The organism is Methylobacterium sp. TK26, from assembly GCF_055361565.1.
Window position 1 is genome coordinate 2,014,221 of record NZ_CM143965.1, and the last position, 19,131, is coordinate 2,033,351.

General features: G+C 68.5%; 14 protein-coding genes. 10 read left to right on the forward strand and 4 right to left on the reverse strand.

What is annotated here, in order from left to right; all coding sequences use genetic code 11:
* Nucleotides 1-26 precede the first annotated feature (26 nt).
* From carB to ACXJ1Y_RS09745, 7 genes are all read left to right on the forward strand, one after another.
* Nucleotides 27-3,500, forward strand: coding sequence for a carbamoyl-phosphate synthase large subunit (carB, locus tag ACXJ1Y_RS09715; RefSeq protein ID WP_463849814.1), 3,474 nt, complete (start codon nucleotides 27-29; stop codon nucleotides 3,498-3,500).
* Nucleotides 3,501-3,588: 88 nt separating this feature from the next.
* On the forward strand, nucleotides 3,589-4,065 hold the full coding sequence (greA, locus tag ACXJ1Y_RS09720; RefSeq protein ID WP_243954114.1) for a transcription elongation factor GreA: 477 nt from the start codon (nucleotides 3,589-3,591) through the stop codon (nucleotides 4,063-4,065).
* Between the two features lie 4 nt (nucleotides 4,066-4,069).
* The gene (locus ACXJ1Y_RS09725) at nucleotides 4,070-4,570 is read left to right on the forward strand and encodes a hypothetical protein (protein WP_463849815.1); all 501 of its coding nucleotides are present in this window, start codon (nucleotides 4,070-4,072) and stop codon (nucleotides 4,568-4,570) included.
* A 2-nt stretch (nucleotides 4,571-4,572) separates the two neighbouring features.
* Nucleotides 4,573-5,544, forward strand: a complete 972-nt coding sequence (locus ACXJ1Y_RS09730) for a mitochondrial fission ELM1 family protein (protein ID WP_463849816.1) — start codon at nucleotides 4,573-4,575, stop codon at nucleotides 5,542-5,544.
* Between the two features lie 33 nt (nucleotides 5,545-5,577).
* Nucleotides 5,578-6,555: a thioredoxin-disulfide reductase gene (trxB, locus tag ACXJ1Y_RS09735; RefSeq protein ID WP_463849817.1), complete on the forward strand. Its 978-nt coding sequence runs from the start codon at nucleotides 5,578-5,580 to the stop codon at nucleotides 6,553-6,555.
* Between the two features lie 228 nt (nucleotides 6,556-6,783).
* On the forward strand, nucleotides 6,784-7,674 hold the full coding sequence (locus ACXJ1Y_RS09740) for a LysR family transcriptional regulator (RefSeq protein WP_342164844.1): 891 nt from the start codon (nucleotides 6,784-6,786) through the stop codon (nucleotides 7,672-7,674).
* 174 nt (nucleotides 7,675-7,848) lie between these two features.
* Nucleotides 7,849-8,856: a zinc-dependent alcohol dehydrogenase family protein gene (locus ACXJ1Y_RS09745; RefSeq protein WP_463849818.1), complete on the forward strand. Its 1,008-nt coding sequence runs from the start codon at nucleotides 7,849-7,851 to the stop codon at nucleotides 8,854-8,856.
* Between the two features lie 16 nt (nucleotides 8,857-8,872).
* On the opposite strand, the gene msrP is transcribed toward ACXJ1Y_RS09745, so the two are convergent.
* The 4 genes from msrP to ACXJ1Y_RS09765 all read right to left on the reverse strand — a co-directional run bounded on the left by msrP (nucleotide 8,873) and on the right by ACXJ1Y_RS09765 (nucleotide 14,027).
* Nucleotides 8,873-9,820, reverse strand: a complete 948-nt coding sequence (gene msrP / locus ACXJ1Y_RS09750; RefSeq protein ID WP_463849819.1) for a protein-methionine-sulfoxide reductase catalytic subunit MsrP — start codon at nucleotides 9,818-9,820, stop codon at nucleotides 8,873-8,875.
* A 105-nt stretch (nucleotides 9,821-9,925) separates the two neighbouring features.
* A complete protein-coding gene (locus ACXJ1Y_RS09755; RefSeq protein ID WP_463849820.1) occupies nucleotides 9,926-11,659 on the reverse strand; it encodes an AMP-binding protein in 1,734 nt (577 codons plus the stop codon).
* Nucleotides 11,660-11,752: 93 nt separating this feature from the next.
* A complete protein-coding gene (locus ACXJ1Y_RS09760) occupies nucleotides 11,753-12,511 on the reverse strand; it encodes a hypothetical protein (protein WP_463849821.1) in 759 nt (252 codons plus the stop codon).
* A gap of 19 nt (nucleotides 12,512-12,530) precedes the next feature.
* Complete coding sequence (locus ACXJ1Y_RS09765; protein ID WP_463849822.1) at nucleotides 12,531-14,027, reverse strand: leucyl aminopeptidase; 1,497 nt, start codon at nucleotides 14,025-14,027, stop codon at nucleotides 12,531-12,533.
* Nucleotides 14,028-14,199: 172 nt separating this feature from the next.
* On the opposite strand from ACXJ1Y_RS09765, the gene lptF reads away from it, so the two are divergent.
* From lptF to ACXJ1Y_RS09780, 3 genes are all read left to right on the forward strand, one after another.
* On the forward strand, nucleotides 14,200-15,360 hold the full coding sequence (gene lptF, locus ACXJ1Y_RS09770; protein WP_463849823.1) for an LPS export ABC transporter permease LptF: 1,161 nt from the start codon (nucleotides 14,200-14,202) through the stop codon (nucleotides 15,358-15,360).
* Nucleotides 15,361-15,369: 9 nt separating this feature from the next.
* Nucleotides 15,370-16,458 (forward strand): LPS export ABC transporter permease LptG, encoded by a 1,089-nt coding sequence (lptG, locus tag ACXJ1Y_RS09775; RefSeq protein ID WP_463849824.1) that lies wholly within the window; start codon nucleotides 15,370-15,372, stop codon nucleotides 16,456-16,458.
* Between the two features lie 74 nt (nucleotides 16,459-16,532).
* The gene (locus tag ACXJ1Y_RS09780; RefSeq protein ID WP_463849825.1) at nucleotides 16,533-19,103 is read left to right on the forward strand and encodes an LPS-assembly protein LptD; all 2,571 of its coding nucleotides are present in this window, start codon (nucleotides 16,533-16,535) and stop codon (nucleotides 19,101-19,103) included.
* The last annotated feature ends 28 nt before the right edge of the window (nucleotides 19,104-19,131 follow it).

Genomic DNA, 19,131 nt, shown 5'->3' on the forward strand with positions numbered 1-19,131 from the left:
CGCGCGTGCCTGTATCAAGGCGTCCGATGCCCAAACGCACCGATATCTCTTCGATCCTGATCGTCGGGGCGGGGCCGATCATCATCGGGCAGGCCTGCGAGTTCGACTATTCCGGCACCCAGGCGTGCAAGGCCCTCCGCGAGGAGGGCTACCGCATCGTGCTCGTGAATTCGAACCCGGCCACGATCATGACCGACCCGGACATGGCCGACGCGACCTATGTCGAGCCGATCACGCCGGAGATCGTCGCCAAGATCATCGAGAAGGAGCGCCCCGACGCGATCCTGCCGACCATGGGCGGCCAGACGGCGCTGAACTGCGCCCTGTCGCTGCAGAAGATGGGCGTTCTCGCGAAGTACGGCGTGCAGATGATCGGCGCCACCGCCGAGGCCATCGACAAGGCCGAGGACCGCTCGCTGTTCCGCGACGCGATGACGAAGATCGGCCTCGATACGCCGAAATCGGCATTGGCCAATGCCTCGGCGGTCAAGAAGGCCGACCGGGAGAAGTATCAGGCCGAGATCGCCCGCATCGAGGCTGCCAACACCGAGCCGCAGGCCCGCGCCGACGCCCTCGCCGCCTTCGAGAAGAAGTGGCAAGCGGGCGAGTCCGAGCGGCGCAAGCGCTACGGTGAACATGCCCTCGGCCAGGCGCTGATTGCGCTGGCCGAAGTCGGCCTGCCGGCGATCATCCGCCCGTCCTTCACCATGGGCGGCACGGGCGGCGGCATCGCCTACAACCGCGAGGAATTCCTCGACATCGTGGAGCGCGGCATCGATGCCTCGCCCACCAACGAGGTGCTGATCGAGGAGAGCGTGCTCGGCTGGAAAGAGTACGAGATGGAAGTCGTTCGCGACAGGAACGACAACTGCATCATCGTCTGCTCCATCGAGAACATCGACCCGATGGGCGTCCATACGGGCGATTCGATCACCGTCGCCCCGGCCCTGACGCTCACCGACAAGGAGTATCAGGTGATGCGCGACGCATCCCTGGCGGTGCTCCGCGAGATCGGCGTCGAGACCGGCGGCTCGAACGTGCAATTCGCGATCAACCCCGAGAACGGGCGGATGATCGTGATCGAGATGAACCCGCGCGTGTCGCGCTCCTCGGCGCTCGCCTCGAAGGCGACCGGTTTCCCCATCGCGAAGGTCGCGGCCAAGCTCGCCGTGGGCTACACCCTGGACGAGATCGCCAACGACATCACGGGCGGCGCGACCCCAGCCTCGTTCGAGCCGACGATCGACTACGTTGTCACCAAGATCCCGCGCTTCGCCTTCGAGAAATTCCCCGGCGCCGAGCCGACGCTGACCACCGCCATGAAGTCGGTGGGCGAGGCGATGGCCATCGGCCGGTGCTTCGCGGAATCCCTCCAGAAGGCCCTGCGGTCGCTGGAGACCGGGCTGACCGGCCTCGACGAGATCGAGATCGAGGGCCTCGGCAAGGGCGATGACCGCAATGCCATCAAGGCGGCGCTCGGCACCCCGACGCCCGACCGCCTGCTGCAGGTCGCCCAAGCCCTGCGCCTCGGCGTGAGCCACGAGGAAGTCCACGCCTCCTGCAAGATCGATCCGTGGTTCCTGGAGCAGCTTCAGGCCATCGTGGATCTCGAGCAGCGCGTGAAGGCCCACGGCCTGCCGACCACCCCCGGCGCCTTCCGGCAGCTGAAGGCGGCGGGCTTTTCCGATGCCCGCCTCGCCGTCCTCACCAAGATGGAAGAGAGCGAAGTGCGCGAGAAGCGCCGGGCCCTCGCCGTGCGGCCGGTGTTCAAGCGCATCGACACCTGCGCGGCGGAGTTCAAGTCGCCGACGGCCTACATGTACTCGACCTACGTGGCGCCCTTCGCGGGGACCGTGGTGGACGAGGCCGCGCCGACCGAGGCGAAGAAGGTCGTGATCCTCGGCGGCGGGCCGAACCGGATCGGCCAGGGCATCGAGTTCGATTATTGCTGCTGTCACGCCTGCTTCGCGCTGAGCGATGCGGGCTACGAGACCATCATGGTCAATTGCAACCCGGAGACGGTCTCGACCGACTACGACACCTCGGATCGGCTCTATTTCGAGCCCCTGACCGCCGAGGACGTGCTCGAAATCCTCGAAACCGAGAAGCAGGCCGGCACGCTGCACGGCGTGATTGTGCAGTTCGGCGGCCAGACGCCCCTGAAGCTCGCCCGCGCTCTCGAAGCCGCCGGCATCCCGATCCTGGGTACCTCGCCGGACGCCATCGACCTGGCCGAGGACCGCGACCAGTTCAAGCGCCTCCTCGACAAGCTGGCGATGAAGCAGCCGAAGAACGGCATCGCCTATTCCGTGGAGCAGAGCCGGCTGGTGGCGGCCGATCTCGGCCTGCCCTTCGTGGTGCGCCCGAGCTATGTGCTCGGCGGCCGGGCCATGGCGATCATCCGCGACGAGGCGCAGTTCGCCGATTACCTCCTCGACACCCTGCCGAGCCTTATCCCGTCCGACGTCAAGGCGCGCTACCCCAACGACAAGACGGGGCAGATCAACACGGTGCTCGGCAAGAACCCGCTGCTGTTCGACCGCTACCTGTCGGACGCGGTCGAGGTGGACGTGGACGCGGTCTGCGACGGCGAGACCGTGTTCATCGCCGGCATCATGGAGCACATCGAGGAGGCGGGCATCCACTCGGGCGATTCGGCCTGCTCCCTGCCGCCGCGCTCGCTCTCAGCCGAAACCATCGCCGAGCTGGAGCGTCAGACCACCTCCATGGCGCTGGCCCTCAAGGTCGGCGGCCTGATGAACGTGCAATACGCCATCAAGGACGGCATGATCTACGTGCTCGAAGTGAACCCCCGCGCCTCGCGGACGGTGCCGTTCGTGGCCAAGGTGATCGGCGAGCCGATCGCCAAGATCGCCGCCCGCGTGATGGCCGGGGAGAAGCTTTCGACCTTCGGCCTCGTGAAGAAGACCCTGCCGCATATCGCGGTGAAGGAGGCGGTGTTCCCCTTCGCGCGCTTCCCCGGCGTCGACGTGCTGCTCGGGCCCGAGATGCGCTCGACCGGCGAGGTCATCGGCCTCGATGCCGGCTTCGGCGTCGCCTTCGCCAAGAGTCAGCTCGGCGCGGGCAATCAGGTGCCGCGTTCGGGCGCGGTGTTCGTGTCGGTGCGGGACGACGACAAGGCGCGCATCCTGCCCGCCATGAAGCTCCTGGCCGAACTCGGCTTCACCATCCTCGCCACGGGCGGGACGCAGCGCTACCTCGTGGAGCAGGGCCTCAAGTCCGAGCGGATCAACAAGGTTCTGGAGGGGCGGCCGCACGTGGTCGACGCCATCAAGAACGGCGACATCCAACTCGTGTTCAACACGACGGAGGGGGCCGGCGCCCTGTCGGACTCGCGCTCGCTCCGCCGCGCGGCCCTCTTGCATAAGGTGCCGTACTACACCACTCTAGCCGGCGCGATGGCGGCGGCCGAAGGGATCAAGGCCTATCTCGAAGGCGATCTCACGGTGCGCGCGTTGCAGGAATATTTCGCGGCCTGAAGTTGCAGGCCCCGGTAACACTATCAGGGCCCGGAGGGAGTGACCCGCTCCCGGCCGGGCTTCTTCATTACGGCGCGAGACAATGAGCATAGACAAGGTTCCGATCACGACCCGCGGCTATGCGGCCCTGGAAGAAGAGCTGAAGCATCGGCAGCAGGTCGAGCGGCAGCGCATCATCCAGGCGATTGCGGAAGCGCGCGCCCTGGGCGACCTGTCCGAGAACGCCGAGTATCACGCCGCCAAGGAAGCCCAGTCCCACAACGAGGGCCGGGTGATGGAACTCGAGAGCATGATCGCCCGTGCCGAGGTGATCGACGTCGCCAAGCTGTCCGGCTCCAAGATCATCTTCGGCGCCACCGTGAAACTCGTGGACGAGGACACGGAGGAAGAGAAGACCTACCAGATCGTCGGCGAGCCGGAGGCCGACGTGCGATCCGGCCGCGTCTCGATCGGCTCGCCCATCGCCCGTGCGCTGATCGGCAAGGCCGTGGGCGACACCGTCGAAGTGACGACGCCGGGCGGCGGCAAGTCCTACGAAGTGGTCGAGATCCGGTTTGGCGGCTGAGCCGATGGCGCGTCGCTTTCGCTTGGCTGCCGGTCTCGCGGCCCTCGTCGGCCTCGGCGCGCCAGCATCGGCGGGTGATTTCCCGCCGACGCCGGTCTTCTCCGACGTGCGCGTCGATGCGCGGCCGCTGCTCGCCAAGGGCGGCGGGCTGCCGGCCGAGGCGCTGGCGGCCGACCTGACAGCGGCTTTGCGGAAGAACCTCGCGGATCGAATCGGCGGGCGCGGCCCCAGCCTCGTCGTCGTGCTCACCGGCCTGTCGCTGCGCGACTATGTCGGCAATAACGGCGGACGGTTCGGCCTCGGCGGCACGCAGAGCGACTATTTGGAGGGCGATGCCCTCCTCGTCGGGCGGCGGGGTGAGGTGCTGGGCCGGCACCACCAATTGACCGCTACGCCGTCGAGCTACGGCGGGGCGTGGTACGACCCCGACAACGAGCGTCGGCGCGTTGCGGTGATCGCCGACATCTACGCCCAGTGGCTCGCCCGCGACCTCCCGCGGGACTAGCAATGCCCGGCCTCGCCGGCCTGCGCGCCTGGATCGTCACGGACGGCAAGGCCGGCGACGAGAATCAGTGCCTCGGCCTCGCCGAATGCCTCGGGCTCGATGCGGAGTTACGCAGGGTTCCCGCCTCGGGGCCGTTCGGGTGGTTCGCACCCTGGGGGCCCATCGATCCCCGAGAGGGGCCGCGCCGGCCCGGCGGCGCCCTGTACGGTCCCCTCCCCGATCTCGTCATCGCCTCCGGACGCCGGGCGGTGCCGTACCTGCGCGCCTGTCGGCGGCTCGGCGTCGGCTTTACGGCTTACCTCAAGGACCCGCGCACGGGCGCCGGCACCGCCGACTTCATCTGGGTGCCGGAGCACGATTCGCTGCGCGGCCCCAACGTGCTCCGCACGATCACCTCACCGCACCGGGTCTCGGCGTCGAGGCTGGATTTGGCACGGGCGGCGCCCGATCCACGACTCGCGCGGCTCGCGGGACGGCGCGTCGCGGTGCTGCTCGGCGGGGACAGCCGTCACCTGCGGTTCTCGGAGGACATGATCGCGCGACTGCTCGCCGACCTGCGCCGCCTCGCGGCGGCGGGTTGTTCTCTGATGGTCACGGCTTCGCGTCGTACTCCTGAGCGCCTGAGAGAGCCCGCGCGGATCCTCGCGGCCGAGACCGGCGGGTTGTTCTGGGACGGGACCGGCGAGAACCCCTATCTCGCCATGCTGGCGCTGGCCGAGGCGGTCGTCGTCACCTCCGATTCGGTGAACATGGTGAGCGAGGCGGTGGCGACGGGTGCGCCGGTCCTGCTCTGCGAGATCGAGGGGACGCCGCCCCGGCACCGGGCGATGTATGCGGCGCTGGCGCGTGCCGGGGCGCTCGTGCCCTTTGACGGACGACTCACGGATCTGCGGTATACCCCCATCGACGCGACGCCGGTGATCGCGCAGGCGCTCGCGGATGCCTATATTGCGCGTCGCCGTGGCCGAGATTGACGCCCCTGCGGCAAGACGAAGAGTTCAAGACCGATGGCCCACACGCACGCAAAGCTCATCATCGTCGGCTCCGGCCCGGCCGGCTACACCGCCGCGATCTACGCTGCCCGCGCCATGGTGAAGCCGCTGCTGATCTCCGGCTTCCAGCCCGGCGGGCAGCTGATGATCACCACCGATGTCGAGAATTATCCCGGCTTCGCGGAGGCGATCCAGGGACCGTGGCTGATGGAGCAGATGCGGGCCCAGGCCGAGCACGTCGGCACCGAGATTCTTTCCGAATACATCACCAAGGTCGATCTCAAGACCCGGCCGTTCCGGCTGGAAGCCGATTCCGGCGAGACCTATACGTGTGATGCGCTCATCATCGCGACCGGTGCCCAGGCCAAGTGGCTGGGGCTGCCCTCGGAGGCGAAGTTCCAGGGCGGCGGCGTCTCCGCCTGCGCAACCTGTGACGGCTTCTTCTTCCGGGGCCGCGAGGTCGTGGTGGTCGGCGGCGGCAACACCGCCGTCGAGGAGGCGCTGTACCTCGCAAACATCGCCAAGAAGGTCACGGTCGTGCACCGTCGCGACCAGTTCCGCGCCGAGCGCATCCTGCAGGAGCGCCTGTTCAAGCACCCGAATGTCGAGGTGCTGTGGCACAAGCAGATCGATGAGATCTGCGGCGTCGAGAAGCCGGCGCCGAATGTCACCCATGTCCGCCTGAAGGACACGCGCAACGGCGACATCAGCGAGGTAAAGACCGATGGCGTGTTCGTGGCCATCGGCCACCAGCCCGCCACGGCGATCTTCGACGGGCAATTGCCCCTGCGGGACGGCGGCTACCTCACCGTGAAGCCGGGCACCGCCGAGACGGAGATCCCCGGCGTGTTCGCGGCGGGCGACGTGACCGATGACGTCTACCGTCAGGCGATCACCGCCGCCGGCATGGGCTGCATGGCAGCGCTGGAGGCCGAGAAGTACCTCGCCAACTTGGAGATCGGCGAAAGCCCGGCCCGCGCGGCGGCGGAATAAAACTCGCGCCATCCCCGCTTTTCGCGGGATTATGCACCGGTCGTCGGGCCCCGGGGGCTCGCGCCGGACGCATTGGTCTGTTCCCCGTGCAGGAATGCGTATATCGCATGGCACGGTGGCGTCGATGTCGGCCCTGCGACGTTGTCGGTCGCGGGCATGGAGACAGCTTCCGCCCAGCCGAAGCGGGTCATTGGTCTCCGCGGCGCAGCACGACCGGGAGTTCTGGCGTTGGACTGGGACAAGATTCGTATCTTCCTGAACGTCGCCGAGGCGGGCAGCTTCACGAAGGCCGGGGACGATATCGGGCTGAGCCAATCGGCGGTGAGCCGCCAGATCAGCGCCCTCGAACGGGAACTGAAGGCGCCGCTGTTCCACCGGCATGCGCGCGGGCTGATTCTCACCGAGCAGGGCGATCTGCTGTTCCGCGCCGCGAAGGACATGAAGCTCCGCCTGGAGAACACCCGGGCGCGCCTTGTCGAGACGTCGGAGCGCCCGACCGGCGACCTCAAGGTGACGACGACGGTCGGCCTCGGCGTGTCGTGGCTGTCCCAGCGGGTGGGCGAGTTCCTCGATCTCTATCCGGATGTGCGGATCGAGATGATCCTCACCAACGAGGAGTTGGACCTCGCCATGCGCGAGGCCGACGTGGCGATCCGCATGCGCCGCCCCGCCCAGCCGGACCTGATCCAGCGGCGGCTGTTCACGGTGCATTACCATGCCTTCGCCAGCCAGGATTACGTGAAGCGGTTCGGCGAGCCGAAGACCGTGCAGGATCTCGACGAGCACCGCATCGTCTCCTTCGGCGGCAACGAGCCGTCCTACCTGCTGGCGGCGCATTGGCTGGCCGATGCCGGGCGCGATGGGCGCGAGCGGCGGCCGGTCCATCTGACGGTAAACAACATCGGCGCCCTGCAGCGGGCGATGGAGGCCGGTGCCGGCATCGGCATCCTGCCCGACTACGCCGTCGATGGGGACGACAACCTCGTGCAGGTGCTGCGGGAAACCGACATGCCGACGCTGGAAAGCTACCTCGTCTACGCCGAGGAGATGCGCTCCGTGGCCAGGGTGCAGGCGTTCCGCGACTTCCTCGTCCAGAAAGCCCAACGCTGGACCTACTGACCGCACCTTCGCGCCGATCTTAGCGGAGGCTGCAACCCCCGGTTGGTTAACCATACCAATCGCAACTTGGCGTTGCCGAGCCCTTTTCGATTAGCGGTCCGACCGGCATCCCCTGACGGGGAGGCCGCTCTATGTCCCGGTCACGGATGCAACCGGGAGGTGGGTATGTGTGAGATGGCGAAGGCGATCGTCGTCGGGGCCGGCGGCGGGTTCGAGCGGGTGAGCACGACCCAGCGCCCGGTGCCGGAGCCCGGCTTCGGCGAGGTCACGGTGCGGCTGCGGGCGAGTTCGCTGAACTACCACGACTTCGCCGTGGTCAGCGGCATGTGGGGACCGCCGGAGGAGCGCATCCCGATGTCCGACGGGGCGGGCGAGGTCACGGCGGTCGGGCCGGGCGTCGCAGACTTCGCCGTCGGCGACCATGTGGTCAGCACCTTCTTCCCGACCTGGCTCGACGGACAGCCCGAGGTCGTCGGCTTCGCGACCGTTCCGGGCGACGGGGTCGATGGCTATGCCCGCGAGGCGATCACCGCCCCGGCGACGGCCTTCACCCATGCCCCGGCCGGCTGGGACCATGCCGAGGCGGCGACGCTCACCACCGCCGGCCTGACCGCGTGGCGCGCCCTCCACGACGACGGGAGGGTGAAGGCGGGGGACACGGTTCTGGTTCAGGGCTCGGGGGGCGTCTCGGTCTTCGCCCTGCAATTCGCCAAGATGGCCGGGGCGACGGTGATCGCGACCTCCTCATCGGACGAGAAGCTCTCGCGGCTTCAGGCGCTCGGCGCCGACCACCTCATCAATTACAAGCAGGACGCCGCCTGGGGTGAGACCGCGCGCAAGATCACGGGCGGCCGGGGCGTCGACCATGTGATCGAAGTGGGCGGCCCCGGCACCCTGGAGCAATCGATGGAGGCCACCCGGACGGGCGGCCACATCTCGGTGATCGGCATCCTCACCGGCGTCGCCGGCTCGCTGCAGGTCGTGCCCGCCCTGATCCGGCAGTTGCGGCTTCAGGGCGTGCTCGTCGGCAGCCGACGGCAACAGATGGACATGGTGCGGGCCATCGATGCCAACGGGATGAGGCCGGTCATCGACAGCCGCTATCCCCTCGACGCCATGGTCGAGGCGTTCAAGCACCAGGAGAGCAACCGCCACTTCGGGAAGATCTGCCTGGAGATGTAAGACCGGAGGCGAGCGGCTAAACGAACAACCGCTCGCCCTCCATCCCCTTGTAGAGCCCCGCCACCTGCTCGCCGTAGCCGTTGTAGATCAGCGTGGGGACGCGCTGGTCGGTGCCGAGCACCCGCTCGCTCGCCTGGCTCCACCGGGGATGCGGCACGGCCGGGTTCACGTTGGCCCAGAAGCCGTATTCGGAGGCCTGCAACCCCTCCCAGAAGGTCTTGGGCCGCTCGGCCGTGAAGGACACCTTCACGATCGATTTCGCGGACTTGAAGCCGTACTTCCACGGCACCGCGATGCGGATCGGCGCGCCGAACTGGTTCGGCAGGGGCTTGCCGTAGATGCCGGTGACGACGAAGGGGAGGTCGTTGCCGGCCTCGGCCATCGTCAGGCCCTCGATATAGGGCCAGGGGTAGTAGAAGACCCGCTGGCCCGGTGCCATTGCCTTGTCCATGAAGGTCTCGAAGCGCACGTATTTCGCGCCGGAGGTCGGCTTGGCCAAGGCCACGAGCTTCGAAAGCGGAAAGCCCGTCCACGGCACGGCCATCGACCATGCCTCGACGCAGCGGTGGCGATAGAGCCGCTCCTCCAGCCCGATCTTCTTGATGAGGTCATCGACGCCGATCTCGAACGGCTTCTCCACAAGCCCGTCGATCTTCACCGTCCAGGGCGAGGTCTTCAGCGCGTTGGCGGCCGGCAGGACCGTCTTCGACATGCCGAATTCGTAGAAGTTGTTGTAGTCGCCGCTGAACCGCTCCGGCGTCACGGCGCGGTCGAGGGTGTAGGCGTCGTTGCGCGGGGCCGGGTAGGCACCGGCGTCGCCCGCCGCGAAGGCCCGCCCGCCGATGAGCGAGCCCGCCGCCAGACCCGCCGCGCCGCCGATCAGGCTGCGCCGGTTGAGGAATATCGTCTCAGGCGTGGCTTGGGATTCGGGGATCTCCCATCCGCGATGGCGCCTGATCAACATGGTTTTCTCCCTGCCTCGTGCCGCGATCTCGAAAGGGGAGATCGGGCCGGAACGCGGGCCGGACAAGCCGGCCCACCTCACCATTCGGCGAGGAGGCCCGCGAGGTTACGTCGCGTCCGGTCCCGGCGGCGTCTCGTCGCGCAGGACCCGCCGCAGCACCTTGCCGACATTGGTCTTCGGCAAAGCGTCGTGGAGCACCACCGTGCGGGGTACCTTGTAGCCGGTGAGCTGCGTGCGGGCGTAGGCGCGCAGGGCATCCTTCGTCACGCTCTGGTCCTTCAGGACGACGTGGGCCACCACCATCTCGCCGGTCTCGGCCGAGGGCGTGCCGACGACGGCGCATTCGAGCACGGCCGGATGCGAAGCCATCACGTCCTCGACCTCGTTCGGATAGACGTTGAAGCCCGAGACGAGGATCATGTCCTTGAGCCGGTCCACGATGCGGACTTGGCCGCCTTCATCCATCACCGCGACGTCGCCCGTGCGGAAGTAGCCGTCACGGGTCATCACCCGGTCGGTCTCGTCCGGGCGGTTCCAGTAGCCGCGCATCACCTGCGGACCCTGGGCGCAGAGTTCGCCGCGCTCGCCGGGGGGCAAAGGCTCGCCGTCGCCGTCGCGGATCGAGACGTCCGTCGAGGGCAGCGGATAGCCGATGGTGCCGCTGAAATCCTGGAGCGCGTAGGGGTTGGCGCAGAGGACGGGGGAGGTCTCCGACAGGCCGTAGCCCTCCACGATCGCCTTGCCCGTCAGCGCCTTCCACTGCGCGGCAACGGCGCTCTGCACGGCAGTGCCGCCGCCGATGACGAAATCGAGATGGGAGAAATCCACCGTGCCGACCTTCGGGTGGTTCACCAGCATGTTGAACAGGGTGTTCACCCCGGCGAGCCCGGTGAAGCGCGTGCGCGAGAGCGTCTTCACGAAGCCGTCGCAGTCGCGGGGGTTCGGGATCAGCAGGCAGCTGCCGCCCGTTCGCACCGCGAACAGGAAACAGGCCGTCAGCGCGAAGATATGGTAGAGCGGCAGGGCCGTGACCGTGACCCGAAGACGGCTCGTATCCGTCGATTGGAACCACGTCACGCATTGCTCGACATTGGCCGAGACGTTGCGGTGCGTGAGCATCGCCCCCTTGGCGACGCCGGTCGTGCCGCCGGTATATTGCAGAAAGGCGAGGTCGTCCGGGCTGACGGGCACCGGGCGCAGGCTGGCCCGGGTCTTCAGGGCGGCGGCGTAGCGCACGGCCATCCCGGCGGGCAGCGTGAAGGCCGGCACGGCTTTCCGCAGGTGGCGGCTGGCGAGGTTGATCGCCTGCCCCTTCACCCCGAGTCCGTCGCCGGGGCCGGCGACGATCACCCGGCGCAGGTCGATCTCGTCGAGGCCCCCCGCGACGGTATGGGCGAAGTTCTCCAGAACGATCAGGACGCGGGCTCCGGAATCGGACACCTGCGCCGCCATCTCGCGGCTCGTGTAGAGCGGGTTGATGTTGACGACGACCGCTCCGGCGAGATGTACCGCGACGATGGCGACCACGTAGGTCGGCACGTTCGGCAGCATGATCGCCACCCGGTCGCCCTTGGCGACGCCATCGGCCTGCAGGTAGGCCGCGAGCGCCCGCGCCTGCCGGCCGAGTTCGGCATAGGTCAGGTGCGATCCGAAGCACGTCGCCGCCGGCCTGTCGGGGAAGGCGGCGATGCTGTGCGCGAACAGATCCGGCAGGGTCTTCAGGCTTGCGACGTCGATCTCGGCCGGCATGCCCGGCGGATAGGCGGCGAGCCACGGCCGCGTGGCCGATCCGCCCGGCGCGCCGACCGCGTCGCGGTTCATGGTCACGCTGGCATTCATGGCGTTTCTCCCGCAGGTGCGGCTCTCGCGGCCGTCAATCCCGCCCCCTCGCCCGGAACTGTGGGCGAAGCGGAAGACGCGCGCAAGCTGGCCTCAGGCGACAGCGCGACGGCGGCGTAACGCGACGAGCAGGCTGTGCGGGGCCATCGCCACGAGCAGCAGCACGGCCGCGAGCCCGGCTTCGCTCCCCGTCATGGCCCGTGCCGGCCAGGGGCCGAAGCCGAACGTCTTTGCGAGGCCGATGACCCCCGCACCGAACCACAGGGTCATGAAGGACAGGGCGCCCCAGCCGATCCGGTGCCAGCGCGGGCGGAGGGGGCGGTTCGCGGCGACGACCGCCACGCCGACGATCCCGCCGACCATCGCAGCCGCGACGGCGGCACCGATGGCGTAGGCGAGCCACAGGGGCTGCCCGGTCAGGAAGGCCATGCTGCCGGTGGCGTAGCCGCCGCGCAGGGTCAGGCCGCCGAAGGTCGGGTAGAGCCCCGCAAAGCCCAGCGCGACGAGCCCCAGGAGGGCGAAGACGACCCGCCGCACCGACCCGGCGGGTCCCGGCCCTGCGGCGGCGGCGACGATCCTCGCCGCGCCATAGACCAGGGCGAAGGCGAAGAGCGGATAGCGGTCGAGGAAGTATCCGTAGGCGTAGGGTTCCAGCGCTTCCGGTAGGCCGGAGCGGCGGCTCAGGCCGCTCGCGGCGACCAGGGCCAGCGCGAGGAGCGCCGCCGCCACCGGCAAGGCGGCCACGAGGCCCTGCCCCGCCCAAGTCCCGCGCGGTGCCGCGTGGCGTGGGGCAGGCGACCGGACGGGCGCGAAGCCCGATCCGACCACGTCGAGGAAGGCATCGCCAGCCACGGCAGCGGCTCCCAGCCGGTCAGCGCGTCTCGTAATGGTCGCGGATCAGCCGGTCGAGCAGGCGCACGCCCCAGCCGGCGCCCCAGCTCTTGTTGATCTCGTTCGAGGTCGAGGACATGGCCACGCCCGCGATATCGAGATGCGCCCAGGGCGTGTCCTCGACGTAGCGCTTGATGAAGGAAGCCGCCGTCGCCGCGCCGCCGTGGCGCCCGCCGGTGTTCTTCATGTCCGCGAACTTCGAGTCGATCGCCTTGTCGTAGGCGGGGATGAGCGGCATCCGCCACACGGCCTCGCCCGTCGCCTCGCCCGCCGCGTGGATGTTCCGCGCGAGCGTGTCGTCGTTCGAGAACATCCCGGCGATGTCCTGGCCCAGCGCCACGATGATGGCACCCGTCAGCGTCGCGAGATCGATCATCGCCTTCGGCTTGGCCGTGCGGACGATGTGCGTGATCACGTCGGCGAGCACCAAGCGGCCTTCGGCGTCGGTGTTGATCACCTCGATGGTCTGGCCGGACAGGGAGGTGAGGATGTCGGACGGGCGGTAGGCGCCGCCGTCGGGCATGTTCTCCACGAGGCCGATGGCGCCGATCACGTTGCAGCGGGCCTTGCGCGAGGCAAGCGCATGCATCGCGCCGACCACGGCGGCGGCGCCGCCCATGTCGCCCTTCATGTCCTCCATGCCGGCGCCCGGCTTGATCGAGACGCCGCCCGAATCGAACACGACCCCCTTGCCGATGAAGGCGACGGGCGCCTCGCCGGAGGCGCCGCCGTTCCAGCGCATGATGACCACCCGCGGCTCGCGCACCGAGCCCTGGGCCACGGCAAGAAGGGCGCCCATGCCGATCTCACGCAGGCGGGCGAGGTCGAGGACTTCGATCTCGACGCCGAGCTTGCTCAACGCGCTGGCGCGGTTGGCGAATTCCTCGGGGAAGAGGACGTTCGGCGGCTCGTTCACGAGGTCGCGGGCGAGGATGACGCTGTCGGCGAGGCCGCGCGCCGTCTCGGCCTCGCGGGCGGCGGCGGCTTGGTCGGCGACCAGAATGGTCAGGCTCGTGCCGGCCTTGTCCTCGGCGTCCGGCTTCTTCTTCGTCTTGTAGCGGTCGAAGGTGTAGTTGCGCAGCTGCGCCCCGAGGGCGAAGGCGGCGGCCTGCTCGGGGCCGGTCGCGACGCCCGGTAGGTCGAGGACGATCCGTGCCGTGCGGCCGGACACCTTCGCTGCGGTGAACCCGCCGAGTGCCGGCCAATCGAGCTTGTCGCGATCTACCTCGCTGCCGAGGCCGACCACCACGAGCCGGTCGGCGGAGACGCCCGCCGGGGCCGGCAGCATGAGCGCCGAGAGGGAGCGGCCCTTGAACTTTTCGGAGGCCGCGGCCTTCGCCACGAGGTCCGCGCCGGACGCGCCGAGGGCGTCCCGCGCCGGGCCCGCCAAAGCGAGGTCGTCGCCTACGAACACCACGAGGTCGCCCTGGCCACCCTGGCCGAGGGGCCCGAAGGCGATGTCGATCTTGTCCGTCATGCTTGGAGCCATCCCGCCGCCTCGGCCGTGGAACGCCGGCCGCGATGCGCAATCCCACCTGTGTAGCCGTTGAGACGCAGAACGCAACGCGGCGCGAGAGCCCTGGAATCGCCCCACTTATCCCGTCATGCCGCTGGCAGGGGAGCGAACCAGGGAGTAGGCCTCTCAGACGATGAGGCAGGTCGAACGCTACATCTTCCGGATCGCGGCAGGCGGCACGCTGGCCTGCCTGCTGGGACTGACCGGAACGATCTGGGTCACTCAGGCCTTGCGCGAGCTCGATCTCGTGACGGCCAAGGGGCAGACGCTGCTCGTCTTCCTGTTCGTGACCGCGCTGTCGCTGCCGACGCTGATCGTGGTGATCGCGCCCGTGGCTCTGTTCATCGGGACGATCTACGCCCTGAACAAGCTGAACGGCGATTCCGAGCTGATCGTGATGTCGGCCGCCGGGATGCCGCCGCGCGCCCTGCTGCGGCCCTTCGTGACGCTGGCGCTCAGCGTCAGCTTCCTCGTCGGCGTGGTGGTGATCGTGGTGATGCCCGCGAGCTTCCAGGAACTGCGCGACGTCATCACCCGGGTGCGCGGGGACTTCATCGCCAACGTGGTGAAGGAAGGCCAGTTCACCCAGCTCGACAACGGCATCACCTTCCATTTCCGCCAGCGCGGGCCGGGGGGCGTGCTCGAAGGGCTGTTCATTCAGGACAAGCGCGAGGCGGGCAAGACCAAGGTCTACCTCGCGGACAAGGGCAACGCCGTCGACATCGACGGGCAGAGCTATCTGATCCTCGAACACGGCACCGTGCTGCAGCAGCAGAAGGACAGCCGCGATTCCTCGATCCTGAAGTTCGACCGCTACACGATCGACCTCGCCGCCTTCGCGCCGCCGGACTCGGACACGATCTACAAGCCGCGCGAGCGCTCGACGGCGCAGCTTCTGTTCCCCGACCGGAGCGAAGCCTATTACCAATTGCAGAAGGGCCGCTTCCGGGCCGAATTGCACGACCGGCTCTCGGCGGCGCTCTATCCGCTGGCCCTGGTCTTCATCGCCTTCGCCGCGCTCGGCGATCCGCGCACCACCCGCCAGGGGCGCGGGCTGGCCATCGCCGGGGCCATCGTCGCCGTGGTCGCCCTGCGTATCGGCGGGTTCGCCGCCGTCAGCGCGGCCGCGCGCAGTGCCGGCGCGGTGGCGGCGATCTACGGCGTGCCGCTCCTCGCGATCCTCCTGTCGAGCCTCGTGATCTTCCAGGGGCCACGGGTGCGGGCCTTCAACGCCGGCCTCGCCCGGTTCGTGCGGGGGCGGCTGCGCCCTCCCCGCCTCGCCCCCGCCCAGTAGCGTTCCGCGATGCTGATCGGCCCCACCCTCGGACGCTACTTCGCCGCGCGGTTCGCCCGCACGGTGCTCGGCGTGTTCATCACCGTCTTCGCCCTGGTCTACACCCTCGACTTCGTGGAGCTCCTGCGCCGGGCCGGCGAGTCGCAGGGGGCCTCGCCGGGGCTGATGGCGCAATTGTCCCTCTACCGGACGCCCACCGTCGCCGAGGGCGTGCTGCCCTTCGCCGTGCTGTTCGGCTCCATGGCGGCGATGCTGCAGCTGTCGCGCAAGCTGGAGTTGGTGGTGGCCCGCGCCGCCGGCATCTCCGCGTGGCAGTTCCTGCAACCGGGCCTGTTCGTCGCCCTCGCCCTCGGGGCGGTGGCGGTGGGCATCTACAACCCCGTCTCGGCGATGCTGAAGCAGCGCTCCACCGAGATCGAGGCCAAGATCTTCGCCAAATCCACCAAGGCGGCCTCGGGCAAGGACCTATGGCTGCGCCAGAAGAGCCTCGACGGCGAGGCCATCATCCGCGCCGAGACGGCGATCGAAGGCACCACCACGCTGGCGGGGGTCGGGGTGTTCACCTTCGACGATCGCGGCGAGTTCACCTCGCAGATCGTCGCGGCGCGTGCGATTCTGCACGACGGGTTCTGGGAGCTGACCGACGCCCGCATCATGCGGCCGGACGAGCCGCCGGAGAGCTTTGGCACCTACCTCATCGCCTCGAACCTCCAGCCGGAGCGGGTGCGGCAGCGCTTCACCAGCCCGGAATCTGTGCCCTTCTGGCAACTGCCCGCCACCATCGCACAGACCGAACGGGCGGGGCTGGATGCGACCCGGTACCGGCTGCAGTACGATGTCCTGTGGGCGAGGCCGATTCTGTTCGTGGCGATGGTTCTCGTCGCCGCAACCGTTTCGTTACGGTTCTTCCGCTTTGGTGGCGTTGGAAAACTCGTCCTCGGGGGCGTCGCGGCGGGGTTCACCCTGTACGTGGTGCGCCAGATCATGGAAGGGCTCGGCGCCTCGGGTTTGGTTGCAACACCTGTGGCTGCCTGGTTCCCGGCGGTGGTAGGGAGTCTTCTCGGTACGCTCGCGCTTCTGTACCAAGAGGACGGCTGATGCCTGCGGCCCCGCGGGTCGGGAGACGAGTGTGAGTGTCGTGGCGGAAGTCGTCACAGGAGTTGGGACTGGCGTTGCGTAAAGTCGCCGACATCCTGCGGAGCGCCGGTCTCGCGGCGGCTCTGACGGTCGCGGTGCTGCCCGTGTCGAGCGGGCACGCCCAAACCATTCCCGCGCCCAAAGGCAAGCCGGGCGAGAAGCTGCTCGTCGAGGCGAACGAGCTCGTCTACGACAACGACCGCAACACGGTGACGGCCCGCGGCAACGCGGAGCTGCATTACGGCCCGCGGACCCTCCAGGCCGACCGGGTGCGCTACGACCGGGGCACCGGCCGCGTCTTCGCCGAGGGCAACGTCCGCCTCACCGAGGCCGATGGCGGTGTCGTGACCGGCGAGCGCATGGAGCTCACCGACGATTTCAAGACCGGCTTCGTGGACTCGCTCCGGGTGCAGCAATCCGTCGAGCGGAAGAACGAGACCGTGCGGGTGCGCTTCTCGGCGCCGCGCGGCGAGCGCGTGAACGGGGAGCAGACCTCCTTCGACTACGGCAGCTACACCGCCTGCGAGCCGTGCAAGGACGCGCCGGAAAAGCCGCCGCTGTGGCAGATCAAGGCGCAGAAGATCATCCACAACAACGAGACGCACACGATCTATTTCGAGGAATCCACCCTCGAGATCGCGGGCATCCCGGTGGTCTACCTGCCCTATTTCGAGGCGCCGGACCCGAGCGAGCGCCGCAAGACCGGCTTGTTGACGCCGCGCTTCATCTCGACCACGGCGCTCGGCAGGGGCGTGTCCCTGCCGTACTTCATCAACTTCGCGCCGAACTACGACCTGACGCTGACGCCGACCCTGCTGAGCCGCCAGGGCGTGCTCGGGCAGGCCGAGTTCCGCCATCGCCTGGACAACGGCTTCTACTCCCTGCGCCTGTCGGGCATCTCGCAGACGACGCCCTCGGCCTTCCTGCCGAGCCCCCTCGGCGCGGGCGAGCGCGACTTCCGGGGCTCCATCGAGAGCCAGGGCCGGTTCTACATCAACGACCGCTGGCGTACGGGTTGGGATGTCGTCGGCGTCACCGACAAGTGGTTCCTCGACAATTACCGCATCCGCAACCAGTCCATCACCACGGACTTCTTCCGCGAGGCGGTGTCCACGGCCTACCTGACCGGCCAGGGCGACCGCTCCTGGTTCGATGCGCGCGGCTACTACTTCAAGGGCCTGTCGAGCTTCGACTGGCAGAAGCAGCAGCCCATCGTCGCGCCGGTCATCGACTACGACAAGCGCATCAACGGCCCGTCCGAGATCGGCGGCGAGCTGCGCTTCCAGGCCAACATCACCAGCCTCGACCGCGACGTGACCCAGTACCAGGGCCTGCCGCGCACCACGACCTACCAGTTCTCGCCGAGCATCAACGGCATCAGCTTCCCGCTGTACCAGACCTGCGCGGTGTTCGTGCGCGGCGCCTGCCTGATCCAGGGGCTCGCCGGGCAGAACACCCGCGCCTCGGCGCAGCTGACGTGGCGGCGCAGCTTCATCGACGATTACGGGCAGAAGTTCACGCCCTTCGCCTCGCTGCGGGCGGATGCGTTCTTCGTGAACCCGAACCTGTCGGGCTACCAGAACGACCTCGCCCCCTCGGTGGCGCGGATCGATGACGGCCTTTCCGGCCGTGTGATGCCGACGGTCGGCCTCGATTACCGCTACCCGTTCGTGGCGAATTTCGGCGGGCTCGGCGTCCACACCCTGGAGCCCATCGGCCAGCTTCTGCTGCGTCCGTCCGAAACCAAGATCGGCCGCCTGCCGAACGAGGACGCGCAGAGCCTCGTCTTCGACGACACGTCGCTGTTCGAGTGGGACAAGTTCTCGGGCTACGACCGCGTCGAGGGCGGCGTCCGCACCAATCTCGGCGGCCAGTATTCCGTCGTCACGCCCTCGGGCTGGTACGCGAACGTGATGTTCGGCGAGTCGATCCAGCTCGCCGGCGTGAACTCGTTCCGCCGGGGCGATCTCGCCAACACCGGCCTCGAATCCGGCCTCGACAAGACGCTGTCCGATTATGTCGGGCGCTTCCAGCTGTCGCCGAACCAGAACATCACGTTCATCACGCGGGCGCGGTTCAACCAGTCGGACTTCCACGTCTCGCGGTTCGAGACGGGCGTCACCGCCCGCTTCGCCCCGTTCGTGCCGCTCACGACCTCGCTGTTCTACTCGTATTACGAGGCGCAGCCGCTCCTCGGCTACAGCCACTACCGCGAGGGCGTGACGGCCTCGGCCACCTACAACATCACGCCGAACTGGTTCGTCTCGGGCTCGATGCTGCTCGACCTGACCCACTACCTCGACGTGCGCAACACCTACACCGACGCGCTGGCGGGCTACCTCGCCAACCCGATCGGGTCGGCGCCGCTCTACGAGAATCCCGGCCGGTTCTATTTCGCCGGGGCGAGCTTCGGCGGCGGCTATCAGGACGAGTGCACCACCGTCACGCTCAACTACATCAACTCGCCCATCGCCACGGCGACCGGCGTCCGCGAGCGCAACCAGACGGTGCTGCTCCGCGTCGAGCTGAAGACGCTGGGTGAGGCGGATCTGCGCCAGAACGTCGGCGTCGCGACCACGGCGGACGGTATCGCCTCGGCGCGGTGATGGCGCGGGCGGTGCGGGGCGCTGTATA

Excerpts from the sequence above, each read along its gene's own strand:
- ACXJ1Y_RS09755 (WP_463849820.1), bottom strand. The coding sequence starts at position 11,659 with ATGAATGCCAGCGTGACCATGAACCGCGACGCGGTCGGCGCGCCGGGC.
- lptG (WP_463849824.1), top strand. The coding sequence starts at position 15,370 with ATGCTGATCGGCCCCACCCTCGGACGCTACTTCGCCGCGCGGTTCGCC.
- carB (WP_463849814.1), top strand. The coding sequence starts at position 27 with ATGCCCAAACGCACCGATATCTCTTCGATCCTGATCGTCGGGGCGGGG.
- ACXJ1Y_RS09725 (WP_463849815.1), top strand. The coding sequence starts at position 4,070 with ATGGCGCGTCGCTTTCGCTTGGCTGCCGGTCTCGCGGCCCTCGTCGGC.
- trxB (WP_463849817.1), top strand. The coding sequence starts at position 5,578 with ATGGCCCACACGCACGCAAAGCTCATCATCGTCGGCTCCGGCCCGGCC.
- ACXJ1Y_RS09765 (WP_463849822.1), bottom strand. The coding sequence starts at position 14,027 with ATGACGGACAAGATCGACATCGCCTTCGGGCCCCTCGGCCAGGGTGGC.
- ACXJ1Y_RS09745 (WP_463849818.1), top strand. The coding sequence starts at position 7,849 with ATGGCGAAGGCGATCGTCGTCGGGGCCGGCGGCGGGTTCGAGCGGGTG.
- ACXJ1Y_RS09730 (WP_463849816.1), top strand. The coding sequence starts at position 4,573 with ATGCCCGGCCTCGCCGGCCTGCGCGCCTGGATCGTCACGGACGGCAAG.
- lptF (WP_463849823.1), top strand. The coding sequence starts at position 14,200 with ATGAGGCAGGTCGAACGCTACATCTTCCGGATCGCGGCAGGCGGCACG.
- msrP (WP_463849819.1), bottom strand. The coding sequence starts at position 9,820 with ATGTTGATCAGGCGCCATCGCGGATGGGAGATCCCCGAATCCCAAGCC.